Origin of the sequence: Alteriqipengyuania abyssalis, assembly GCF_019857185.1 — a bacterium.
In the GTDB taxonomy this organism is placed as follows: Bacteria; Pseudomonadota; Alphaproteobacteria; order Sphingomonadales; family Sphingomonadaceae; genus Alteriqipengyuania; species Alteriqipengyuania abyssalis.
The window spans coordinates 757,117-775,507 of the sequence record NZ_JAHWXP010000001.1; the positions used below are offsets into that span (position 1 = coordinate 757,117).

An 18,391-nucleotide genomic window follows, 5' to 3' on the forward strand; every position below is an offset into this window, starting at 1 on the left:
GTGGGGCGCGCTATCGGCGCCCCTCCTCCTCTACGTAGCAGACCTTCTTCACCGCCTTCACGATCCGGTCAGTATCGATCAGCGCCATCGCCTCCAGATTGGCGGCGTAGGGCAGCGGCACGTCCTCGTTGTTGACCCGCGTCACCGGTGCATCGAGATAGTCGAAGCCTTCCTCCATGCAGATCGCCACGATCTCGCTGGCGATGGAGCAGGTCGGCCAGCCCTCTTCGGCGACCACCATGCGGTTGGTCTTCTTGAGGCTTTCGAGCACGGTTTGCTTGTCCAACGGACGCAACGTGCGCAGGTCGATCACTTCGGCATCGATCCCGTCTTCCGCCAGCTTCTCCGCCGCGTCGAGCGCCAGCCCGACTGCGATGGAGTAGCTCACGATGGTCACATCGCTGCCCTCGCGCACGATCCGCGCCTTGCCGATCGGCAACACGTAATCGTCCAGCTCGGGCACGTCGAAGCTGCGACCATAGACCAGCTCGTTTTCGAGGAAGACGACCGGGTCTTCACTACGGATCGCAGCCTTCATCAGGCCCTTGGCATCGGCCGCGTCATAGGGCGCGATCACGATCAGACCGGGAACGCTGGCGTACCAGGGCCCGTAGTTCTGACTGTGCTGGGCCCCGACGCGGCTGGCCGCGCCATTCGGCCCGCGGAACACCACCGGGCAGCGCATCTGGCCACCCGACATGTAATTGGTCTTCGCCGCCGAGTTCACGATGTGGTCGATCGCCTGCATCGCGAAGTTGAAGGTCATGAATTCGACGATCGGGCGCAGGCCGCCCATCGCCGCGCCCGTGCCGAGCCCGGCAAAGCCGTATTCGGTGATCGGCGTGTCGACCACGCGCTTCTCGCCGAATTCGTCGAGCAGGCCCTGCGTCACCTTGTACGCGCCCTGATACTGGGCGACTTCCTCACCCATCACGAACACGCGCTCGTCGCGGCGCATTTCCTCGGCCATCGCATCGCGCAATGCCTCGCGCACGCTGGTCGAAACCATGTTTGTGCCCTCCGGGATCGCGGGATCGCTGGCCGGGGAGCGGGTGGGCTTTTCCGCCGTCTGCGTCACTTCGGCTTCGGACGGTTCGCGCCCGACATCCTTGCCTTCGCCCTCGACGTCTTCCTTCTCGTCGGACGAGTTATCGGACTTCGCGGCGGGCGCTTCGACATCGCCGACATCCTCGCCCTCATCGGCCATCATCGCGATGACCGTGCCGACGGAAACGCCTTCGGTGCCTTCCTCGACGAGGATCTTTGCCAGCGTGCCTTCGTCGACGGCCTCGAATTCCATCGTCGCCTTGTCGGTCTCGATCTCGGCGATGATGTCGCCGATTTCGATCTTGTCGCCTTCGGACTTGAGCCACTTGGCGAGCGTGCCCTCTTCCATCGTCGGAGAGAGCGCGGGCATCTTCAGTTCGGTCGCCATCGCTCAGTACTCCTCCACCAGAACGTCGGTGTAGAGTTCGGCAGCCTCAGGCTCGGGCGAATTCTCGGCAAAGTCCGCAGCTTCGGAAACCTGAGAGCGGATTCCCTTGTCGATCTCCTTCAACTCGTCCTCGCTCTTGCCCTTCTCGATCAGCGTCTTCTTGATCCGCTCGATCGGGTCGTGGTGTTCTTTCTGGTCCTGCACCTCTTCACGGGTGCGGTATTTCGCCGGGTCGGACATCGAGTGTCCGCGATAGCGATAGGTGTTGCATTCCATCAGCACCGGGCCGTTGCCCTCGCGAATATGCTTGAACGCGACCTCGGCCGCCTGCCGTACTTCGAGCACATTCATCCCGTCGACTTCCATGCCGGGGATGCGGAAGCTCGTACCGCGGCGGTAAAACCGCGTTTCCGCGCTGGAGCGCTTGGTCGCGGTGCCCATGGCGTACTGGTTGTCCTCCACCACGAAGCAGATCGGCAGGTTCCATAGGGCGGCCATGTTGAACGCTTCGTAGACCTGGCCCTGGTTCGCTGCGCCGTCACCGAAATAGGCGAGGCAAATGCCCCCGTCCTCGTTGTACTTGTGCGCAAAGGCGAGGCCTGCACCCAGCGGCACCTGCGCGCCGACGATGCCGTGCCCGCCGTAGAACTTATGCTCGGTGCTGAACATGTGCATCGAGCCACCCTTGCCCTTGGAAATCCCGGCCTGGCGACCGGTCAGCTCGGACATGATGACCTTGGGGTCGATCCCGTAGGCGAGCATGTGGCCATGGTCGCGATAGCCGGTGATGACCGAGTCCTTGTCGTTATCGAGCGCCGACTGGAGCCCGATCGCGACCGCTTCCTGCCCGATATACAAGTGGCAGAACCCGCCGATCAGGCCGAGACCATACAATTGGCCCGCGCGCTCTTCGAACCGGCGGATCAGGAGCATCTGCTCGTAGAAATGGAGCATCTGCTCTTCGCTCGCGTCGTAGAGCTTGTTCTTGTCGAACTCCTCTTGCAGCGAATGAAGTACGAAGTCCGGATCATCCACGGCGGCCAGATTTTCGGCTTTGGCGGGGGACTTCTTCGCAGCGGGTTTCTTGGCCAATGGTAACTCCTTCACGCAAGCCGCACGGCGGCCCGGCACGTGTTCCTCAGGGGCGTGGCGTAGCCCCATGACGTAACGTCGCGCGGCTTGCAATGGTTGCGAAAAATCTTGGGTCTCGTGGAGCGTGCCCGGATCGAGGCCCGGCAATCAGCGTGCCGGAGCGTCCGGCTTGGGCAGGATCACTTCGTCGGGATGAACCACGTTGAGATTGCGGCGCATCATTTCCACGACCATGTCCGGATCGGCATTGTCGGGGTCGAGCGCGTCGACCCGCTGGCGCAGATCCGCCCGCTGATCCTGCAGCTTGGCAATCCGCGCCTCACGCTCGGCCAGCGCCTTGGAGGCATCGCTCCACGCGAAAACCCCGCTCGGCCCGGCGATCGCCATCCCGCCCATCAGCAGCAGCGCCGCGAGCGCGAGCCCCTGGGTCAGGCGCTCACGCCGGGCCGCACGGTTCTGCTTGGCAATGGTTTTCTTGGCGAGGTTCATGCCAGCCCTTGAATCACATGCGCCGGGCGGAGGCAAGCCCCTTTGACGCAAGGGAAATCTGCGGGCGCTCGTCGCGTCGCGGCGCAGGAACCGGGCACGCCCCGCGTCCGTTGCAGCGATTGACAGGCAGGCCTGTCAGACCTAGCTCGACCGGGAAACGGCGCGCGCCCTCCCCCGGATACGCTGCTGCCGCCCGCCAAGACACAGTCACTGCTACGGAGGATGCCGATATGGCCGACCTTTTCGAGAATCCCGTGGGCCTCAACGGCTTCGAGTTCGTCGAGTTCTGCGCGCCGGAAAAAGGCACGCTTGAGCCGGTGTTCCAAGCGATGGGCTTCACCCATGTCGCCAACCACCGCTCCAAGGATGTGCAGTTGTGGCGGCAGGGCAATATCAATCTGATCACCAACTACGAACCGCTGAGCGCGGCGTGGTACTTCGCCCGCGAACACGGGCCGAGCGCGTGCGGCATGGGCTTCCGCGTGAAAGACGCAGCCGAAGCCTGGGCGAAGCTGATGGACGCCGGTGCCGAACCGGTCGACACCCAGACCGGGCCGATGGAACTCTCGATCCCCGCGATCAAGGGCATCGGCGGCGCGCTGATCTACATCATCGATCGCTACGCCGATAAGGACGACGAAGCGCTTTCGATCTACGACATCGACTTCGAATATCTCGACGGGGTGGAGAAATATCCCGAAGGCGCCGGCTTCCAGCGGATCGACCACCTGACGCACAATGTCTACGGCGGGCGCATGGCCTATTGGGCCGACTGGTACGAGAAGCTGTTCAACTTCCAGGAAATCCGCTTCTTCGACATCAAGGGCGAATATACCGGCCTGACCTCCAAGGCGCTGACCGCGCCCGACGGCAAGATCCGCATTCCGCTGAACGAGGAAGCCAAGGGTGGCGGCGGCCAGATCGAGGAGTTCCTGCGCGAATTCAACGGTGAAGGGATCCAGCACATCGCCCTGATCTGCGACGACCTGATCGCCGCGTGGGACAGGCTCAAGCAGTTCGGCGTGCCCTTCATGACCGCGCCGCCCGAAACCTATTACGAAATGCTACCCGAACGCCTGCCCGATCACGGCCAGCCGGTCGACGAGCTGAAGGCACGCGGCATTCTGCTCGACGGAACGACCGAAGGCGGCCAGCCGCGCCTGCTGCTGCAGATTTTCGCCGAAGCGCAAGTCGGGCCGGTGTTCTTCGAATTCATCCAGCGCAAGGGTGACGAGGGCTTCGGCGAAGGCAATTTCAAGGCGCTGTTCGAAAGCATGGAGCGCGACCAGGTACGCCGCGGCGTGCTGAACGTCGAAGACGCCAAGACCGTCTCGGAACCGGCGGAATGACTAAAGCCGCCCATCCGGTAAACCTGGGCGGCGTCCACCACGCCGCCTATCGCTGCAAGGACGCGAAAGAGACGGTCGAGTGGTACGAAAAGGTGCTCGGTATGGAATATACCAGCGCCTTTTCGGAGGACCACGTGCCCTCCACGGGCGAGTACGATCCGTACATGCACGTCTTCCTCGACGCGGGGAACGGCAACATTCTCGCCTTCTTCGAACTGCCTAACCAGAAGGATATGGGCCGTGACGAGAATACGCCGATCTGGGTCCAGCACCTCGCCTTCAAAGTCGCGGATGAGGCCGCGCTGATCGCAGCGAAGAGCCACATCGAAGGCCTCGGCATCGACGTGCTCGGCCCCACGCACCACGGCATCTTCAAGTCGATCTACTTCTTCGATCCCAATGGCCACCGGGTCGAGCTGGCTGCCGACATCGGCACGGACGAGCAATATGCCGAGCTCAAGCGGGTCGCGATGCCGATGCTGGACGAGTGGAGCGAGACCAAGAAAGCCCCGCAGCACGCGGCATGGCTGCATGAGCTCGCTCGCGAGGAACATGCCAAGGCCAAGGCCAAGGCGGCGGAAGAACCCGACCTGCCCTGATTTTCGGAACTCTCCCCGTTTTGCCGCCGTTAGTGCCGCAAAACGGGGAATTCCATGAGCATACCAACGAACACGCCTTCCGGCGAAACCTACGATCAGACCGTCAACACGCTGGCCACCTTGCAGGACCAGCTGGTCGACATGGCGGAGGGGTTCGTCCGCGCCCTGCCCAATATGGCGATCGCCCTCGTGATCATCCTGATCACCTGGATCGTCGCGCGCATCGCGGTTCGGGGCGTAAGCCGCGCCATCGGCAAGACCGATATGCGCCCCTCCTTGCAGAATCTGATCGATACCGTCGTGAAGCTGGGCATTTGGATCATCGGCCTGATGATCGCGCTGATCGTGGTCATGCCGGGGATGACGCCCGCCAGCCTGATCGCCGGTCTCGGGATCGGCGCGGTCGCGATCGGCTTTGCCTTTCAGGACATCTTCGAGAACTTCCTCGCCGGCGTGCTCATCATGCTGCGCGAGAAGATGCGCATCGGCGATGTGATCGAATGCGAGGGGATCAAGGGCAAGGTCGAGCACATCACGCTGCGCGAAACCCATGTGCGCAAGCTGTCGGGCGAGCTGACGATCGTGCCCAACTCGATGATCTTCAAGAACCCGGTCGAAATCCTGACCGACGAGCAGGTGCGCCGCCACGAAGTGGTTGCCGGGGTCTCCTACGACACCGATCTGGACCACGCGGCCGAGGTGATCCGCAAGGCGGTGGAAGCGGTCGAGGGGATCGAGAAAGACAAGGGCGTCGACATCTTCGCGACCACCTTCAACTCCAGCTCGGTCGATTTCCTGGTGCGCTGGCACGCAGGCTCGACCCCGCGCGACGGGTGGGAATCGAAGGACAAGGTCGTGCGCGCGATCAAGCGCGGGCTGGACGAGGCCGGGATCGAGATCCCCTTCCCCTACATCACCCACACCTTCAAGGAGCGCGTCCCGCTGGGCCGCGAGCCAGGCGAAAGTGCAGTGGGCTAGCCCCTCACCTCACCGCGGCGAGATCTTCGAGAAAGTCGCGGATCCGCTGCGCGTTCACGCCCAGATCGCCGATCCCGACCCGGCTCACCGAGCGCATGTCGACCAGGCTGCGCCCGGCACCGTCGGGGCGCACGCGGAGCACCACCTCATCCTCGAACCGGATGTATGAGGCATAGGCAGTCGCCTCCAGCCGGCCTTCTTCGGGATCGACCGCACGGATCGTCCAGCCGCGTTCTTTCGCCAGCTTCTCCGCATCGCGGATGGTCTGATCGACCGGCCGGTCGAGAACCACGCTGCGCAGGTCGGGATAGCCGATCTCGTGCAGGCTGACCCATTCCGAGGGTTCGCTTAGCCCGCGCATATTGTCGTCCGGCAGGGTAATCGTCTCGAACTGCGGGACATCGGCTAGGTCGGTGGTGGCGTCGTGGATCATCGGTGCGTCGGTCCCCATGGCCACACGAACCGCCAGCGAGCCGACGAACCCCACCGCGAACAGGAAGCCGATCAGCGCCGCCCGGCGCGCGGGCCATCCCGTACGCCAGTTGAGCAGCAGCGCGATGATCGCAATAACCAGCGCGCCGACCATCACGGGGGCCGAGACGGTGAGGTACTTGAAGCCTTCCAGCTTGCCGATGGTATCGAACCGCGCCAGCGTCATCCCGGTAAATGCGGCAATCGTACCGCCCAGCGCCAGCACCAGCGCGAGCCATGACAGGCCCCTGGTCCACTTGTGACTCATCGTTCGTTCCCCCCGGATTGCTGTGGCGCGCCCTGCAGGATTCGAACCTGCGGCCTCAGGATTAGAAGTCCCGTGCTCTATCCAACTGAGCTAAGGGCGCGTGTGCGATGCGCATAGCCATCTTTGCGGCGGTGCAAAACCGGCTTATGCAAGGATTGGCTTCGGGGGGTGTAACGATGTCGGACGAACCGGTGAAATCAGCGGACCAGGGCGCGCCCCCGCGCTTCAAGCATTACGATCGGATCATGGCGGCTTTCGTCACGATCCTGCTGCTGTCCAACCTGATCGGCGCGTCCAAGCCCAGCTACGTGATCCTGCCCGGCGGGATGGAATGGAGCTTCGGCGCCGGGGTGCTGTTCTTCCCCGTCAGCTACATCATCGGCGACGTGCTGACCGAGGTTTATGGCTATGCCCGCGCGCGCCGCGTGATCTGGACCGGCTTTGCCGCGCTGCTGTTCATGGCCTTCATGGCATGGGCGGTGGTTTCACTGCCCGCCGCCGACGGGTGGGACGGGCAGGAGGCTTACGAGAAGGTCTTCGGCAACACATGGCGGATCGTCGCCGCCTCCATGATCGCATTCTGGGCGGGCGAATTCGCCAATTCCTATGTTCTTGCCAAGATGAAGGTCTGGACGAAGGGCAAGGCGCTGTGGACGCGGACCATCGGCTCTACGGTGGTGGGCCAGGGGCTCGACAGCCTGATTTTCTATCCGCTCGCGTTCTACGGCCTCGCCGGATGGCCACCCGAACTGCTGTGGCAGGTCGTCATCTCGCAATGGCTGATCAAGACCGCATGGGAAGCGATCCTGACCCCGTTCACCTATCTCGCGGTAAATTGGCTGAAGCGCGAGGAGGGTGTCGAGATCTTCGATACCGACACCAACTTCTCGCCCTTCGCGAGCGGTGACCGCTAGCGCTTGATCTGCTGGTCCAGCAGCACCGTCGCTTCGCCCTTTTCGGGCAGCTTCTTCTCACCCTTCACCCGCATCTTCGGCTCGAGCCCGAGATGGGCGGCCAGTTGCGCGAGGTCGCGCTCGGTCGGCGGGCCGTAGAGCGCGGCGTGGCTCTTCGCGAGGGTCAGCACCAGCGCATCGTCTTCGCGCGTCAGCCGCGTGGCGTCGAGCGAGCGTGCCGAACCTGCCCCCAGCCGCCGGGCAAGCCGCAGCCCCAGCCCCCAGGTGACCGCCTCGTCCAGCGCATCTTTCGAGGCCAGCTTCGGGAGCATTTCGGGAAGCTCCAACTGGTTGGAATTGGCGCAGATCGCGGCGGCCAGCATCGCGCGCCCTTCGGGCGAGATCGACAGCCAGCGCTTGTGCAGCGCCCAGTCCACGCCTTGCGTGACCCGCAGGTTCGGCTCGGTCTGCATTGCCGCCATCCCAAGCATGATCGCCGCCAGCCGCAGCCGTTCCGCGCCCGTGCGCAGCGAACTGACGGTGTCCACGGTCCACCCGGCCACGCGGGTTGCCTGCAGGGCCGAGGCGCCGCGGCTTTCGGCGAAATCGACCACGCCTGCCAGCAGCGGGTCCTGCGACAGCTGGTAGGGGTCGATGCGGCCCATCATCAGCCCTTCGCGCAAACCCCACGCTGAAATCACAACCCGCTGGGGTTCGTAATGCTTCAGCAGCACGTGCAGCAGCTGTCCGGCGTCGGGCAGGCTCTCCACGCGCGAAGAGGCAATCCGCGGGTTCGCCCTGATCGTCTCGATATCCGTCTTGGCGAGCGTTTTTACCAGATCGCCGGCGTCCTCCCGGCTCATCATGAAACCATGCGGATCGGTCAGCGGGAAATCGGAGCGGTCGCGGGCAAACGCAGCGAGCGCGCGCCAGGTGCCGCCGACCAGATACAGATCGCCCTCGCCTGCCATCTCGGGGGCCTTCTTGCCGATCATCTTGCGCAGCTTGTCGCGCAGCTTGCTGCGGTCGCCGCCGCCCAGATTGGGCAGCCGCAGGGTGCCCGCAGGCAGGCTGCATCCCTCGCCCACCGTGCCGTCTTCCACCGGCACCAGTTCGAGGCTGCCACCGCCGATATCGGCAACGATCCCGCGCGCGATCGGAAATGCGCCGAGCACGCCCTGCGCGCTATAGGTCGCCTCGTCCAGGCCGCTCAGCAGCCGCGGTTCGAGACCGAGCGACTTGACCTGCGCGAGGAATTCCTTGCCGTTCTTGGCATCGCGCACCGCGGCAGTCGCCACGGTATCGACCCGCTTGACCTCCAGGTCGGCCAGCAGCAGCGCGAAACGCTCCAGCCCCGCGAGGGCCAGCTCGATCGATTCATCGGCGAGCATCCCGTTCGCATCCAGATCGCGGCCCAGCCGGGCGGTGACCTTCTCGTTGAACAGGATGCTCGGCGCGCGCGGCGGGCCGCCATAGATTACCAGACGGACCGTGTTGGACCCGATATCGATAATCGCGCCGAGCGGTTCCGAACCGGAAATGGTCGACCGGCCGCGCTTGTCCTTGCGTGCCATCAGACAGCTCCTCGTCGCAGTGCCAGCGTCGGCACACCGCCCGCCTCCAGCGCGCCACCGCGCCCGGAAAGTGAGGGATTGGTCATGAAATAGCGGTGACAATTGAACGGCTTCTCGCCCGGATCGGCGCGCTCGTATGTCCCGTCGGGCTGGAGGAACCAGCTGCGCTCGTTATCCAGCAGATTGGCCAGCAGCACCTGTTGCAGCACCTGATCGTGCACCGTGCTGTTCTCGATCGGGACCAGCTGTTCCACCCGCCGGTCGAGGTTGCGTTCCATCATGTCCGCACTCGAAATATACACTTTGGTCTCCGCACCCGGAATCGCTGCGCCATTTGCGAACGCATATATCCGGCTGTGTTCAAGAAAACGCCCGATAATCGATTTTACGCGAATATTCTCCGACAGGCCGGGCACGCCCGGGCGAAGATTGCAGATCCCGCGCACCACCAGCTGGATCTCCACGCCCGCCTCGCTCGCGGCATAAAGCCGCTCGATCATGTCATGATCGGTCAGCTGGTTCATCTTGAGCCAGATCCCGCTCGGCCTGCCCTGCCGCGCGGCCTCCACTTCGGCATCGATCCGCTCATAGAGGGTTTCGCGCAGGTCGATCGGGCTGATCGCGAGCAGTTCGGTACCGCGCGGTTCGACATAGCCGGTCACGAAATTGAACAGCTTGGCCGCATCGCGCCCCAGCCGCGGATCGGCGGTGAAATAGCTGAGATCGGTGTAGAACTTGGCGGTGACCGGATGATAATTGCCGGTCCCGAAATGGCAGTAGGTGCGAAAGCCCTCTTCCTCGCGGCGGACCACCATCGCGACCTTTGCGTGGGTCTTCCAGTCGACGAAGCCGTAGATCACCTGCACGCCGGCGCGTTCGAGCTTGTTCGCCCAGTAGAGGTTCTGTTCCTCGTCGAAACGCGCCTTCAGCTCGACCACCGCGGTCACCGACTTGCCGTTCTCCGCCGCCTCCACCAACGCCTCGATCACCTCGGACTGGTTGCCCGCGCGGTAGAGCGACTGCTTGATCGCGACCACATTGCGGTCGTTCGCCGCCTGCCGCACGAAATCGACCACCACGTCGAAGCTTTCGTAGGGGTGGTGGATGATGATGTCCTTCTCGCGGATCGCGGCGAAGCAATCGCCGTCATGCTCGCGAATCCGCTCCGGGTAGCGGGGGGAATAGGCATCGAACTTCAGATCGGGCCGATCTTCTTTCACGATGTCCGACAGGCCGGAAATGCCCAGCATGCCGTCGATCTTCACGAAAGTCGCGCCCGGCGTTGCCAGCCGGTCCCGCAGCAGTGCCTCGGCTGTGGGATCGAACTCGGTCTCCAGTTCCAGCTGGATCACCTGCCCCCGCCGCCGCCGCTGGATCGCACTGCGGAAGGTGCGGACTAGATCCTCCGCCTCTTCCTCGATCTCGATATCGCTGTCGCGCAGCACGCGGAAGACGCCGCTGCCGCACATCTCGAAGCCGGGGAACAGGTGCTCGGCAAAGCGGGTGATGAGGTTCTCGATCCCGATATAGATCGCCTCTTCGCCGGGCACGCGCAGGAAGCGCGGCAGGGCCGAGGGGATCAGCACCATCTCGACCAGCTCTTCCTCCTGGTTCGCCTTGATCTCCTCGCGGCGCACGGTGAACAGCACGCCCAGCCCTTCGTTGGCGATGAACGGGAACGGGTGCGCCGGGTCGAGCGCCTGCGGAGTGATCACCGGCATGATCTCGTCGAGGAAATGCCGCCGCAGCCATTCGTGCGCCTCGCGGTCGATCCGGCGATCGTCGGCCATGTGGATGCCCGCCTCGGCGAGCATTTCGCGAAGGTCGCGCAGCGTCTTCTGCTGGCGTTCGTTGAGCGCGGCGAGCCGCGCGCGAATCTCCGACAGCTGCTGCGCAGGCGTCAGCCCGTCGACCGAAGGCTTGTCGATCCCGCGCTGAACCTGCCCGACCAGCCCGGCCACGCGAATCATCATGAATTCGTCGAGATTGCTGCCCGAGATGGACAGGAAGCGCAGCCGTTCGAGCAGCGGGTAATCGGGATTGCGCGCCTCCGACAGAACCCTGTCGTTGAAGGCCAGCCAGCTCAGTTCGCGGTTGAAGAAACGCGCACTGGTATCGCGGTCGGGGCTGGCGCTTAGCGGGGTGTCCATCGGGCTTCGGCACTCGCTTCGATACTGGGCGTCTCACCGGCGCCCGCGCGGCGGGGTGAGGCGCATGGGGGTTTCGGGCGCGCATCTATCGGCTGGCAACGCGACTGACCAGCCCGCGCGATGGCTTCGTCAGCCTACCAGGCGTCCGATTTCAACAGATCGGCGCTGCGCGCGATCTGGGCGATGCCGCGCTTGCCATCCGCGCCGCGGCCCAGTTGCACGATCACGTCGATCACGCTGGCGGCGTAGGCGATGATGTCCCTGCGCGACAGGCCGATGCCGGTCTGCATGACCATCAGCGATAGCTGTTCCAGCGCGCCGTGGAGCGAATTGGCATGCACGGTCGAGAAGCTGCCCGGATGGCCGGTGTTGATCGCCCGCAGGAAGCTGACGCTTTCCTCGCCGCGGAGTTCGCCCAGCACAATCCGGTCGGGCCGCAGGCGCAGCGCGGCCTGGAGCAGTTCGTTGGCGGTCACCTTGGCCTCGCCCAGGTCGCCCTTCACCGCGACCAGCCCGACGCCGTTCTCACCCGGCAGTTTGAGCTCGGGCGTATCCTCCACCAGCACGACGCGCTGGTCCTTCGGGATTTCGCCCAGCATTGCATTCAGGAAGGTGGTCTTGCCGGTGCTGGTCCCGCCCGAGATCAGGATCGTCTGGCGCTGCAGGATCGCCTCACGCAGAAACGCGATCGGCTCTGCCTGCGGATCGGGCATCGCGGCCTTCTCCTGCTGCTTGAGCGGGCCGGTGTCGTAGGCGTCCAGTGGCAGGTCCAGACGCCGGTGGCGGCGGATCGCCATCACCCAGTGCTTGCGGGCTGCCGGCGGTCCGCAGAACTGGACGCGCGCGCCATCGGGCAGCGTCGCGCCGAGCAGCGGATGTTCGCGGTTGATCCCTTGGTGGCTGACCCGCGCGACCTGTTCGGCCAGCCGCTGGACCAGCATATCGGTAATCGCGTCGGTCTCGATCCGCTGCATCCCGCCCGGCGTGGCGGCGTCCTCGATCCACACCTCGCCGGGGCGATTGACGATGATCTCGGTCACCGTGTCCCGGTCGAGCCACTGGCGGAACGGCGAGAGATAGGCGTCGAGATAGACGCTCCCTCCCCCCGTGGCGCCCGGCACCTGCCGGTCGGCAGCACAGCTCGCAGGGGTCAGAGGCTGGATATCGGCACTCATGATCGGTCGTTCGCCCAGCGCTCAGACGCCGGAGAAATCGAGGTCGCGCGCGGTGAACACGCGGATCGGCTCACCCTGGCGCACCCGCACCACGGGGCCGAGCTGGCTGTCCTGCGACACCGCAGCGGCCGCCGCCGCCTGCCCGCCGCCACCGACGATGACCGAGGCACCGCCCGAACCGATCGCCGACAGGCCGCCGACCACGGACAGCAGCATCGCGGACCCGAAGCGCTGGAAGAAGCGGCTGTCGACATCGCCCGGCAGGCCGGTGGTGCCATCAAAGCCGATCCCCGGCGATTGCAGGTTCACGCTCGCCCCATCGGGGCGGATCAGGCGCGTCCAGATCACGTAGGCGCGCTTCTGCCCCGCCTGCAGGCCGGACTGGTACTGGCCGACGAGGCGGCTGGAGCGCGGGATCAGCACGTTCTTGCCATCGAAGCTCTTCACATCCTGGCTCACCACCGCGCGCACATAGCCGGGCACGTCGGTATCGATCGCGGTTTCGAGGATCGCGGGGATCAGTGTGCCCTGCGTCACCGTGGTGCCCGGATTGGCCATCGCCTGCGCGCGCGCAGTGCTGCCGCCCACGCCGCCCACCCGGCTGGCGAAATCGCCCGCCGCAGTGCCGGTCGCGCCATTGCTGCCGGGGGCGGCAGCGGCTTCGGGCAGAGCGCTGGTTGGCACGCTGGCGACCGCCCTGCCCGACGCGTCGAACACGATCGTGGGGCTGTTGTTGGGGTTGGACGCTGTGCCCGGGGCAAGGTTGGGATTGTTCGAGAGGATCGGTGCGGGTGCAGGGTCCGCGCGCACGACCTGCTGCTGCGGTGCAACGCCGGTCGTGACCGGGGCCGGGTCCACCGCGATCGCGGCGGGGGCTGCGCCAGTATCGGCGGCCACGTCGCCCGCGGGAGTAGCGTCCGCGTCGTCCAGCCGGGCGCTGTTCATGCTCCACAGCGTGACCAGGCCGAGAGCGGCGACGATCGCGATCCCCGCGACCATGCCCATCGTGTCCGAACTCTTCTTGTTCGCGACGCTGGGCAGTACGCTGCGGCTGGCGAGATCGATCACCTCCGCGCTCTGGTTCTCGCGCGGGTCCGTATCGTGGGCCCCGTTGGCAAAATCGCCATCGGTGGGGCGTTTCTTGGGCGGCATCTTCATTGCGAGGCGCATAGTTCGCTTCCCTTCCTCGGCGGCCCTAGCGGCCACCCCCGACCGGCCCGCTTGCAGCGGTTGCCCGGACCGGACCATTGTTCACCAATACAGCCTTTTCGCGGCCCGAGCGCAGGATGATCTGCCTCGGCACGCCATCGACGATCACCGTGTCTCCGCGCACGGTGGAGTTTACCGGGCCTTCATCGCCCTCGTAATTCTCGATCAGAATCGCGGGCACGGGCCGCTCCTGCTCCCACCTGAGGTAGGTCGATCGGCCATCGTCGTAGACCTCATCGGGATACAGCTCGCGCTGGCCAACGGGCTCCCACTTGAAGTTGAGCAGCGCGGGGTCGACCACCGCGAGCGGATCGTTCGCTGCCGCCAGCTCGACCGGATTGGCCTCCTGCACAGGCCCCGCCGCCAGCTGTGCCTCGGCCTCTTCCTCCGGCGGCTCCGGATAGGTGAAACGCAGCACATACAGCGGTTTGGCGCGCGGACTTGCGACCAGATCGAACAGATAGGTGTGGCGGTTGGTGACCACCGTCATATTGGTCTGCGCGCTTGGCTCGAGCGGTTTGACGAACAGCAGGTTGGCGCGCTGGTTGGGCGTCACCTGCCAGGCGTTGGAATCGCCGATCGCGACATTCTCGATCGATTCATCCTCGCCGAACTGGATCGTCGCCTGAACCTTGGTCTTGCCCTGGATCACCACGACCTCGTCGGGATCGTACAGGCGTTCGACCAGCCGGGGGTCGTCGGCCAGAGCCGGGCTCGCGACCATTACTGCGAGAAAGGCGAGCGCTGTGTAACGCGCGGCGATCATTTCATTTTCTCCGTCTGGCGTCCTGCGCCCGAAGCGCCGGATGCAGTCTTGAACCGCGTGCCCAGGCCGCTGGTGCGCGAGGCTGCCTTGCTGGCCACGCCAGCATGTCCATCCGCTGAAGAGGTGGCGTAAACCTTGGTCACGCGGGCGCCGCCAGAGCCATCCGCGCCGCCACGATTGCCAAGATCGTTTGCCGCCATGGTCGGGGTGGCGGCGACAACCGCCGTACGGCGCGCCGCGCTCGATGGGGCGGGCTGAGAGGCGCTGGCGCTGTTGTAGACGCTGGGCGCTGGAGCTGCGGGGGCGGGCGCGCTGGCAGTCGACCGACCGCGATCGCCGTCGGAATTGGCGAGGCCGAATACGGTCCACCCGCCGACCAGCGTACCCATCACCTTCAGCACCATCACCATCAGCGCGACGTGCACCGCGCCGATCATGAAGAAGGCCATCGCCGCGCGCGCCGGAATATCGCCGGGTACGGCGACCAGCGAAGCCAGAATCGGTACCGACATCTCGAGCATGATCGACCCGCCGAGCACCGCAAACAGCGGGGTCAGCCCCATCATCGTCAGCCCCTTGAGCCAGCCGACGAACAGCCCGCGCGTGCCATCGAACAGCGCCATCACCAGGAAGATCGGACCGAGCGCGACCAGCAATGCCAGCGCAATCCGCGCGGTCACCAGCAGGCCCACGGTGCCGAGCATGAACAGCAGCGCACCCATCCACAGCATCCCTGCGGGCGAGAAGGTCTCGATATCGGTCTGCCCCTCGCTCGCCTGCTGTACCGCGGCGAAGACGACGTCGATCTTGGTCGCGAAGGTCTGCGTTGCGGAGCCGCTGTCTCCGGTCAGCACGCTCGCCAGCCAGTCCGGCCCTTCGACGAAGATGTTCCAGAAAACCGCCTGATAGGCGATCCAGCTGGTCACGAAGGTCAGCACCAGACCGATCCGCAGCATCCGCGGGGTCAGCGTGCTGACACCCAGCGTGCTGCGCCCGGTCACCAGCTGGATCGCGAAGAATGCGACATATAGCGTCAGCATGATGGTCAGCACGGTGACCATCACGCCGCCCGGCGCGAACAACCGCCCGAAGGTGGTGCCCGTCACATCGGCGGCAACGCAATTGACCGCCTCCAGCGCGGCGGCAACGCCGCCCGCGGCTTCGGACATCGCCAGATCGCAGGCGCCGGTCGGGGTCATTCGGCAGCCTGCTTGAACGGCAGGACAACGCTGTCGTCATCCACAGCGCCCTCGCTGCGCTCGCCCGGCCAGGCATGGCCGGTGAGCGCGGGGAACCAGTCGGCGGGATTGTCGCCCACCGCTTCGCGCAGCAGGTCGAGCCGGCGCACGCTGCTTTCGCGACCCGACAGGATCGTGAGGACTTCGGGCGCATTCGACAGGTCGAGCCGCACCACGACGCTCGCATCGGGCTGGCGCACGAGGAAGCAGCGGCTGTGCGCGGGCAGCGTGCGGATCAGCGCCAGCTCGTGGCTGGTGAGCCCGAACCCGTCGCAGTAATCCTCTGGCCGCGCGCGGCTGTTGGGCATGAACACCATGGTCGCGGTCTGTTCGACCAGCGCGGTCGAGATGCGGCTTTCCAGCGCATCGCGCGCGCTCTGCGTGGCGAAACCAACCAGCGCGTTGCGTTTACGCAGCGTCTTGAGCCAGTCGCGAATGCGAGCGGCGAAGACCTCGTCATCAAGCGCCTTCCAACCCTCGTCGATCAGGATCATCGTCGGCTCGCCATCGAGCCGCTCTTCGATCCGGTGGAACAGGTACATCATCGTCGGTGTGCGCAGGCGCGGATTTTCGAGCAGCGCGGTCATGTCGAAGCCGAGCGTCTTGCGATCGAGGTCCAGCTCGTCGGTCTCGTTGTCGAACAGCCAGGCGTGCTCGCCGCCATGGATCCATGCCGACAGGCGATCCGCCAGATCGCCCGGCTCGGGACGGCGCGTGCCGCTGAGCAGCTCGCGGAAATTGCGCAACCGGCGCAGGCTCGCATCGTTCTCGTACGCCGCATCGACCGCATGGCTGATCGTCTGGAGTTCCTCGGGCCCTTCGGCCTTCAGCATCACGCCCAGCCAGTCGCGCAGGAAGGCGCGGTTTGCAGGCGTGTCGGGCAGCGCGAGCGGATTGAAACCCGAAGGCTCGCCCGCATAGATCCGGTCGTAGCGCCCGCCGATCCCGCGCACGAACAGCTCCGCGCCGCGATCCTTGTCGAACAAAATGGTGCGCGGATTGAACTTCTGCGCCTGCGCGGCGAGGAAGTTCATCACCACGGTCTTGCCCGAACCCGACGGGCCGATGACCGAGAAGTTGCCCAGGTCGCCATTGTGGAAGTTGAAGAAGAACGGCGTCGCGCTGGTCGTTTCCAGCAGCGTCACCGCCTCGCCCCAGTGGTTGCCCTCGGCCTGCCCCAGCGCGAAGCCGTGCAGCGAGCCGAAGCTCGCCATATTGGCCGAAGAGATCATCGCGCGGCGCACGATATACTGCTCGTTGCCGGGGAACTGCGCCCAGAATGCAGGCTCTAGGTTGGTATCCTCGCGGACCACTATAGCACCCGTATCGGCCAGCGCGGCGGCGCAGGCGGCGGTTGCATCGTCGAGCCTGGGGAGCGTCTTCTCACGCACCAGCACGCTCAGGTGATGATCGCCGAAGCCGACCGCGCCATTGCCCAGCGCATCGCGCGCGGCGAGCATGTCCGCACGCTCGGCCTGCGCTTCCTCGTCGACGGAGCGCAGGCGGCGGATCGCCAGATCCATCCGCTCGCGCGCGGTGGTCCGTTCGGACGGGGCATAGCTTTCCGAAACGACCATTTCGTAGGGCAGCCGCAGCAGCCCATCGAGCAGGCCCGGGCTGGTCGCGTCGGGATAATCCTTGAGGCTCAGCATCGCGGCGAAATCGGGATCACCCGAGCCGCGCAGCTCCATCGCGTCGATCCCGAAGCTCGCCCGGCGATAGGGCAGCATGTGGCCGATGTCGCGGTCTTCGGCCGGACGGCGGACCGGCTGCATCTCGCCATTATAAAGCGCGGAGAGCAGCTCGAGAATTTCGGAATTGGTGTAGCCCTTGGGGCCGGTGTAATCGCCCAGCAGCGCCGCCCCGTAGGGTTGCAACGAGGCGACCAGGCCGGTCGCAGCCGCGCGCAGGGAGCGCAAGTCCTTGGGATCGACCTCGACCGCCTGCTTCTTGCGGTTGCTGAGCGCCTTGCCCGCCTTCTCGACCCAGCCCGCCTTGCCGCGTGCGGGGCGACGGATCAGCGTGACGAACTGGTCGTTGATGAACAGCGATCCCGAGCCGAGCCGCTCCTTCCACCGCGCATCTATATGGCGCGCGAGCGGGTCTTCGAATTCGGCGTCCAGCTCCACCTCCACCCGGCGACGGATCACGTGGTGATACATCACGAAGCGGCTGTCGAGCGTGCTGCGCAGCATCACCTCGCGCGTGGCGGCATGGGCGTTGAGCGCTTCGGTATCCTCGGTCTCGAACAGCAGGCCGGGCACCTGAATCGCGGTCAGCAGCGCGCCGTCGCGCAGCATCAACGTGTGCTCGTCCACCAGACGCGCAAAAGGCAGCCGGTCGCCGACGCGGGCTTCCTTTGCGCTCCAGGCAGCAGCTCCGATCCATTTGCTCATGCGTCGACCCTCCTAGGTCGAGTTCAGGCGGCGTAGCTGTTGCAGCCCCACCGCTTGTAATTCTTGACCCGCGGGCACTTGCTGACCTTGGTGATCCACAGGTCGAAGATGCGCGGTTCGCGAAGGCAGGCGAAATAGCCGATGCCGTGCATCGCGGCGGCGACCGGCAGCGCCAGCCAGCTGCCGGTGATCAGAAACACCTCGGTGGTGACGCCGATATTGATGATGAAATAGTTCAGCGTCACGCCCGCAAACATCTGCGGACGGGTCAGCGCACGGTGGACCGGATGGCGAACGAGCTGATCCATT

Annotated in this window: 16 protein-coding genes and 1 tRNA gene; 4 read left to right on the forward strand and 13 right to left on the reverse strand. The window is 65.2% G+C overall.

The features are described from left to right. Positions 1-10 precede the first annotated feature (10 nt). From KYN89_RS03735 to KYN89_RS03745, 3 genes are all read right to left on the reverse strand, one after another. Entirely contained in the window at positions 11-1,435 is a 1,425-nt protein-coding gene (locus tag KYN89_RS03735; RefSeq protein WP_222823852.1) for a pyruvate dehydrogenase complex E1 component subunit beta, read from the reverse strand. Between the two features lie 3 nt (positions 1,436-1,438). After that, complete coding sequence (pdhA, locus tag KYN89_RS03740; protein ID WP_010238176.1) at positions 1,439-2,527, reverse strand: pyruvate dehydrogenase (acetyl-transferring) E1 component subunit alpha; 1,089 nt, start codon at positions 2,525-2,527, stop codon at positions 1,439-1,441. A gap of 147 nt (positions 2,528-2,674) precedes the next feature. Further along, complete coding sequence (locus KYN89_RS03745) at positions 2,675-3,016, reverse strand: FtsB family cell division protein (RefSeq protein ID WP_222823853.1); 342 nt, start codon at positions 3,014-3,016, stop codon at positions 2,675-2,677. Between the two features lie 230 nt (positions 3,017-3,246). Here KYN89_RS03745 and hppD point away from each other — a divergent pair, with 230 nt between their 5' ends. Genes hppD through KYN89_RS03760 form a run of 3 tightly spaced genes read left to right on the forward strand, consistent with a single transcriptional unit; the run spans position 3,247 to position 5,942 of the window. Continuing rightward, on the forward strand, positions 3,247-4,365 hold the full coding sequence (hppD, locus tag KYN89_RS03750) for a 4-hydroxyphenylpyruvate dioxygenase (protein WP_222823854.1): 1,119 nt from the start codon (positions 3,247-3,249) through the stop codon (positions 4,363-4,365). Next, entirely contained in the window at positions 4,362-4,964 is a 603-nt protein-coding gene (locus KYN89_RS03755) for a VOC family protein (RefSeq protein ID WP_222823855.1), read from the forward strand. The genes hppD and KYN89_RS03755 overlap by 4 nt, the downstream gene beginning before the upstream one ends. Positions 4,965-5,018: 54 nt before the next feature. Then, complete coding sequence (locus tag KYN89_RS03760; protein WP_222823856.1) at positions 5,019-5,942, forward strand: mechanosensitive ion channel family protein; 924 nt, start codon at positions 5,019-5,021, stop codon at positions 5,940-5,942. A 4-nt stretch (positions 5,943-5,946) separates the two neighbouring features. Here KYN89_RS03760 and KYN89_RS03765 read toward each other — a convergent pair whose 3' ends face one another. After that, complete coding sequence (locus KYN89_RS03765; protein ID WP_222823857.1) at positions 5,947-6,681, reverse strand: DUF1499 domain-containing protein; 735 nt, start codon at positions 6,679-6,681, stop codon at positions 5,947-5,949. Positions 6,682-6,704: 23 nt separating this feature from the next. Then, positions 6,705-6,781 (reverse strand) — tRNA-Arg (locus KYN89_RS03770). Positions 6,782-6,857: 76 nt separating this feature from the next. Between KYN89_RS03770 and KYN89_RS03775 the strand changes: the two genes are divergently transcribed. After that, positions 6,858-7,595, forward strand: coding sequence for a queuosine precursor transporter (locus KYN89_RS03775; protein WP_222823858.1), 738 nt, complete (start codon positions 6,858-6,860; stop codon positions 7,593-7,595). Here KYN89_RS03775 and KYN89_RS03780 read toward each other — a convergent pair. The 8 genes from KYN89_RS03780 to KYN89_RS03815 all read right to left on the reverse strand — a co-directional run bounded on the left by KYN89_RS03780 (position 7,592) and on the right by KYN89_RS03815 (position 18,390). After that, positions 7,592-9,148, reverse strand: a complete 1,557-nt coding sequence (locus tag KYN89_RS03780; protein ID WP_222823859.1) for a Ppx/GppA family phosphatase — start codon at positions 9,146-9,148, stop codon at positions 7,592-7,594. The genes KYN89_RS03775 and KYN89_RS03780 overlap by 4 nt on opposite strands. After that, positions 9,148-11,298 carry an RNA degradosome polyphosphate kinase gene (locus KYN89_RS03785; RefSeq protein WP_222823860.1) on the reverse strand — a complete coding sequence of 717 codons (2,151 nt, stop codon included), beginning with the start codon at positions 11,296-11,298 and terminating at the stop codon, positions 9,148-9,150. The genes KYN89_RS03780 and KYN89_RS03785 overlap by 1 nt, the downstream gene beginning before the upstream one ends. A gap of 134 nt (positions 11,299-11,432) precedes the next feature. Continuing rightward, a complete protein-coding gene (virB11, locus tag KYN89_RS03790) occupies positions 11,433-12,473 on the reverse strand; it encodes a P-type DNA transfer ATPase VirB11 (protein ID WP_222823861.1) in 1,041 nt (346 codons plus the stop codon). Between the two features lie 21 nt (positions 12,474-12,494). Further along, positions 12,495-13,631, reverse strand: coding sequence for a TrbI/VirB10 family protein (locus KYN89_RS03795; RefSeq protein WP_222824103.1), 1,137 nt, complete (start codon positions 13,629-13,631; stop codon positions 12,495-12,497). A 37-nt stretch (positions 13,632-13,668) separates the two neighbouring features. After that, the gene (locus KYN89_RS03800; protein WP_222823862.1) at positions 13,669-14,448 is read right to left on the reverse strand and encodes a TrbG/VirB9 family P-type conjugative transfer protein; all 780 of its coding nucleotides are present in this window, start codon (positions 14,446-14,448) and stop codon (positions 13,669-13,671) included. Then, positions 14,445-15,647 (reverse strand): TrbL/VirB6 family protein, encoded by a 1,203-nt coding sequence (locus KYN89_RS03805; RefSeq protein WP_222823863.1) that lies wholly within the window; start codon positions 15,645-15,647, stop codon positions 14,445-14,447. Before KYN89_RS03805 ends, KYN89_RS03800 begins: the two co-directional genes overlap by 4 nt. Next, complete coding sequence (locus KYN89_RS03810; RefSeq protein WP_222823864.1) at positions 15,644-18,082, reverse strand: VirB4 family type IV secretion/conjugal transfer ATPase; 2,439 nt, start codon at positions 18,080-18,082, stop codon at positions 15,644-15,646. The genes KYN89_RS03805 and KYN89_RS03810 overlap by 4 nt, the downstream gene beginning before the upstream one ends. Positions 18,083-18,105: 23 nt before the next feature. Further along, a complete protein-coding gene (locus tag KYN89_RS03815; RefSeq protein ID WP_010238208.1) occupies positions 18,106-18,390 on the reverse strand; it encodes a VirB3 family type IV secretion system protein in 285 nt (94 codons plus the stop codon). Position 18,391 lies beyond the last annotated feature (1 nt).

Coding starts and splice junctions, on each gene's coding strand:
- KYN89_RS03735 (WP_222823852.1), bottom strand. CDS start 1,435: ATGGCGACCGAACTGAAGATGCCCGCGCTCTCTCCGACGATGGAAGAG.
- KYN89_RS03745 (WP_222823853.1), bottom strand. CDS start 3,016: ATGAACCTCGCCAAGAAAACCATTGCCAAGCAGAACCGTGCGGCCCGG.
- hppD (WP_222823854.1), top strand. CDS start 3,247: ATGGCCGACCTTTTCGAGAATCCCGTGGGCCTCAACGGCTTCGAGTTC.
- KYN89_RS03755 (WP_222823855.1), top strand. CDS start 4,362: ATGACTAAAGCCGCCCATCCGGTAAACCTGGGCGGCGTCCACCACGCC.
- KYN89_RS03760 (WP_222823856.1), top strand. CDS start 5,019: ATGAGCATACCAACGAACACGCCTTCCGGCGAAACCTACGATCAGACC.
- KYN89_RS03765 (WP_222823857.1), bottom strand. CDS start 6,681: ATGAGTCACAAGTGGACCAGGGGCCTGTCATGGCTCGCGCTGGTGCTG.
- KYN89_RS03775 (WP_222823858.1), top strand. CDS start 6,858: ATGTCGGACGAACCGGTGAAATCAGCGGACCAGGGCGCGCCCCCGCGC.
- KYN89_RS03780 (WP_222823859.1), bottom strand. CDS start 9,148: ATGGCACGCAAGGACAAGCGCGGCCGGTCGACCATTTCCGGTTCGGAA.
- KYN89_RS03785 (WP_222823860.1), bottom strand. CDS start 11,298: ATGGACACCCCGCTAAGCGCCAGCCCCGACCGCGATACCAGTGCGCGT.
- virB11 (WP_222823861.1), bottom strand. CDS start 12,473: ATGAGTGCCGATATCCAGCCTCTGACCCCTGCGAGCTGTGCTGCCGAC.
- KYN89_RS03795 (WP_222824103.1), bottom strand. CDS start 13,631: ATGAAGATGCCGCCCAAGAAACGCCCCACCGATGGCGATTTTGCCAAC.
- KYN89_RS03800 (WP_222823862.1), bottom strand. CDS start 14,448: ATGATCGCCGCGCGTTACACAGCGCTCGCCTTTCTCGCAGTAATGGTC.
- KYN89_RS03805 (WP_222823863.1), bottom strand. CDS start 15,647: ATGACCCCGACCGGCGCCTGCGATCTGGCGATGTCCGAAGCCGCGGGC.
- KYN89_RS03810 (WP_222823864.1), bottom strand. CDS start 18,082: ATGAGCAAATGGATCGGAGCTGCTGCCTGGAGCGCAAAGGAAGCCCGC.
- KYN89_RS03815 (WP_010238208.1), bottom strand. CDS start 18,390: ATGGATCAGCTCGTTCGCCATCCGGTCCACCGTGCGCTGACCCGTCCG.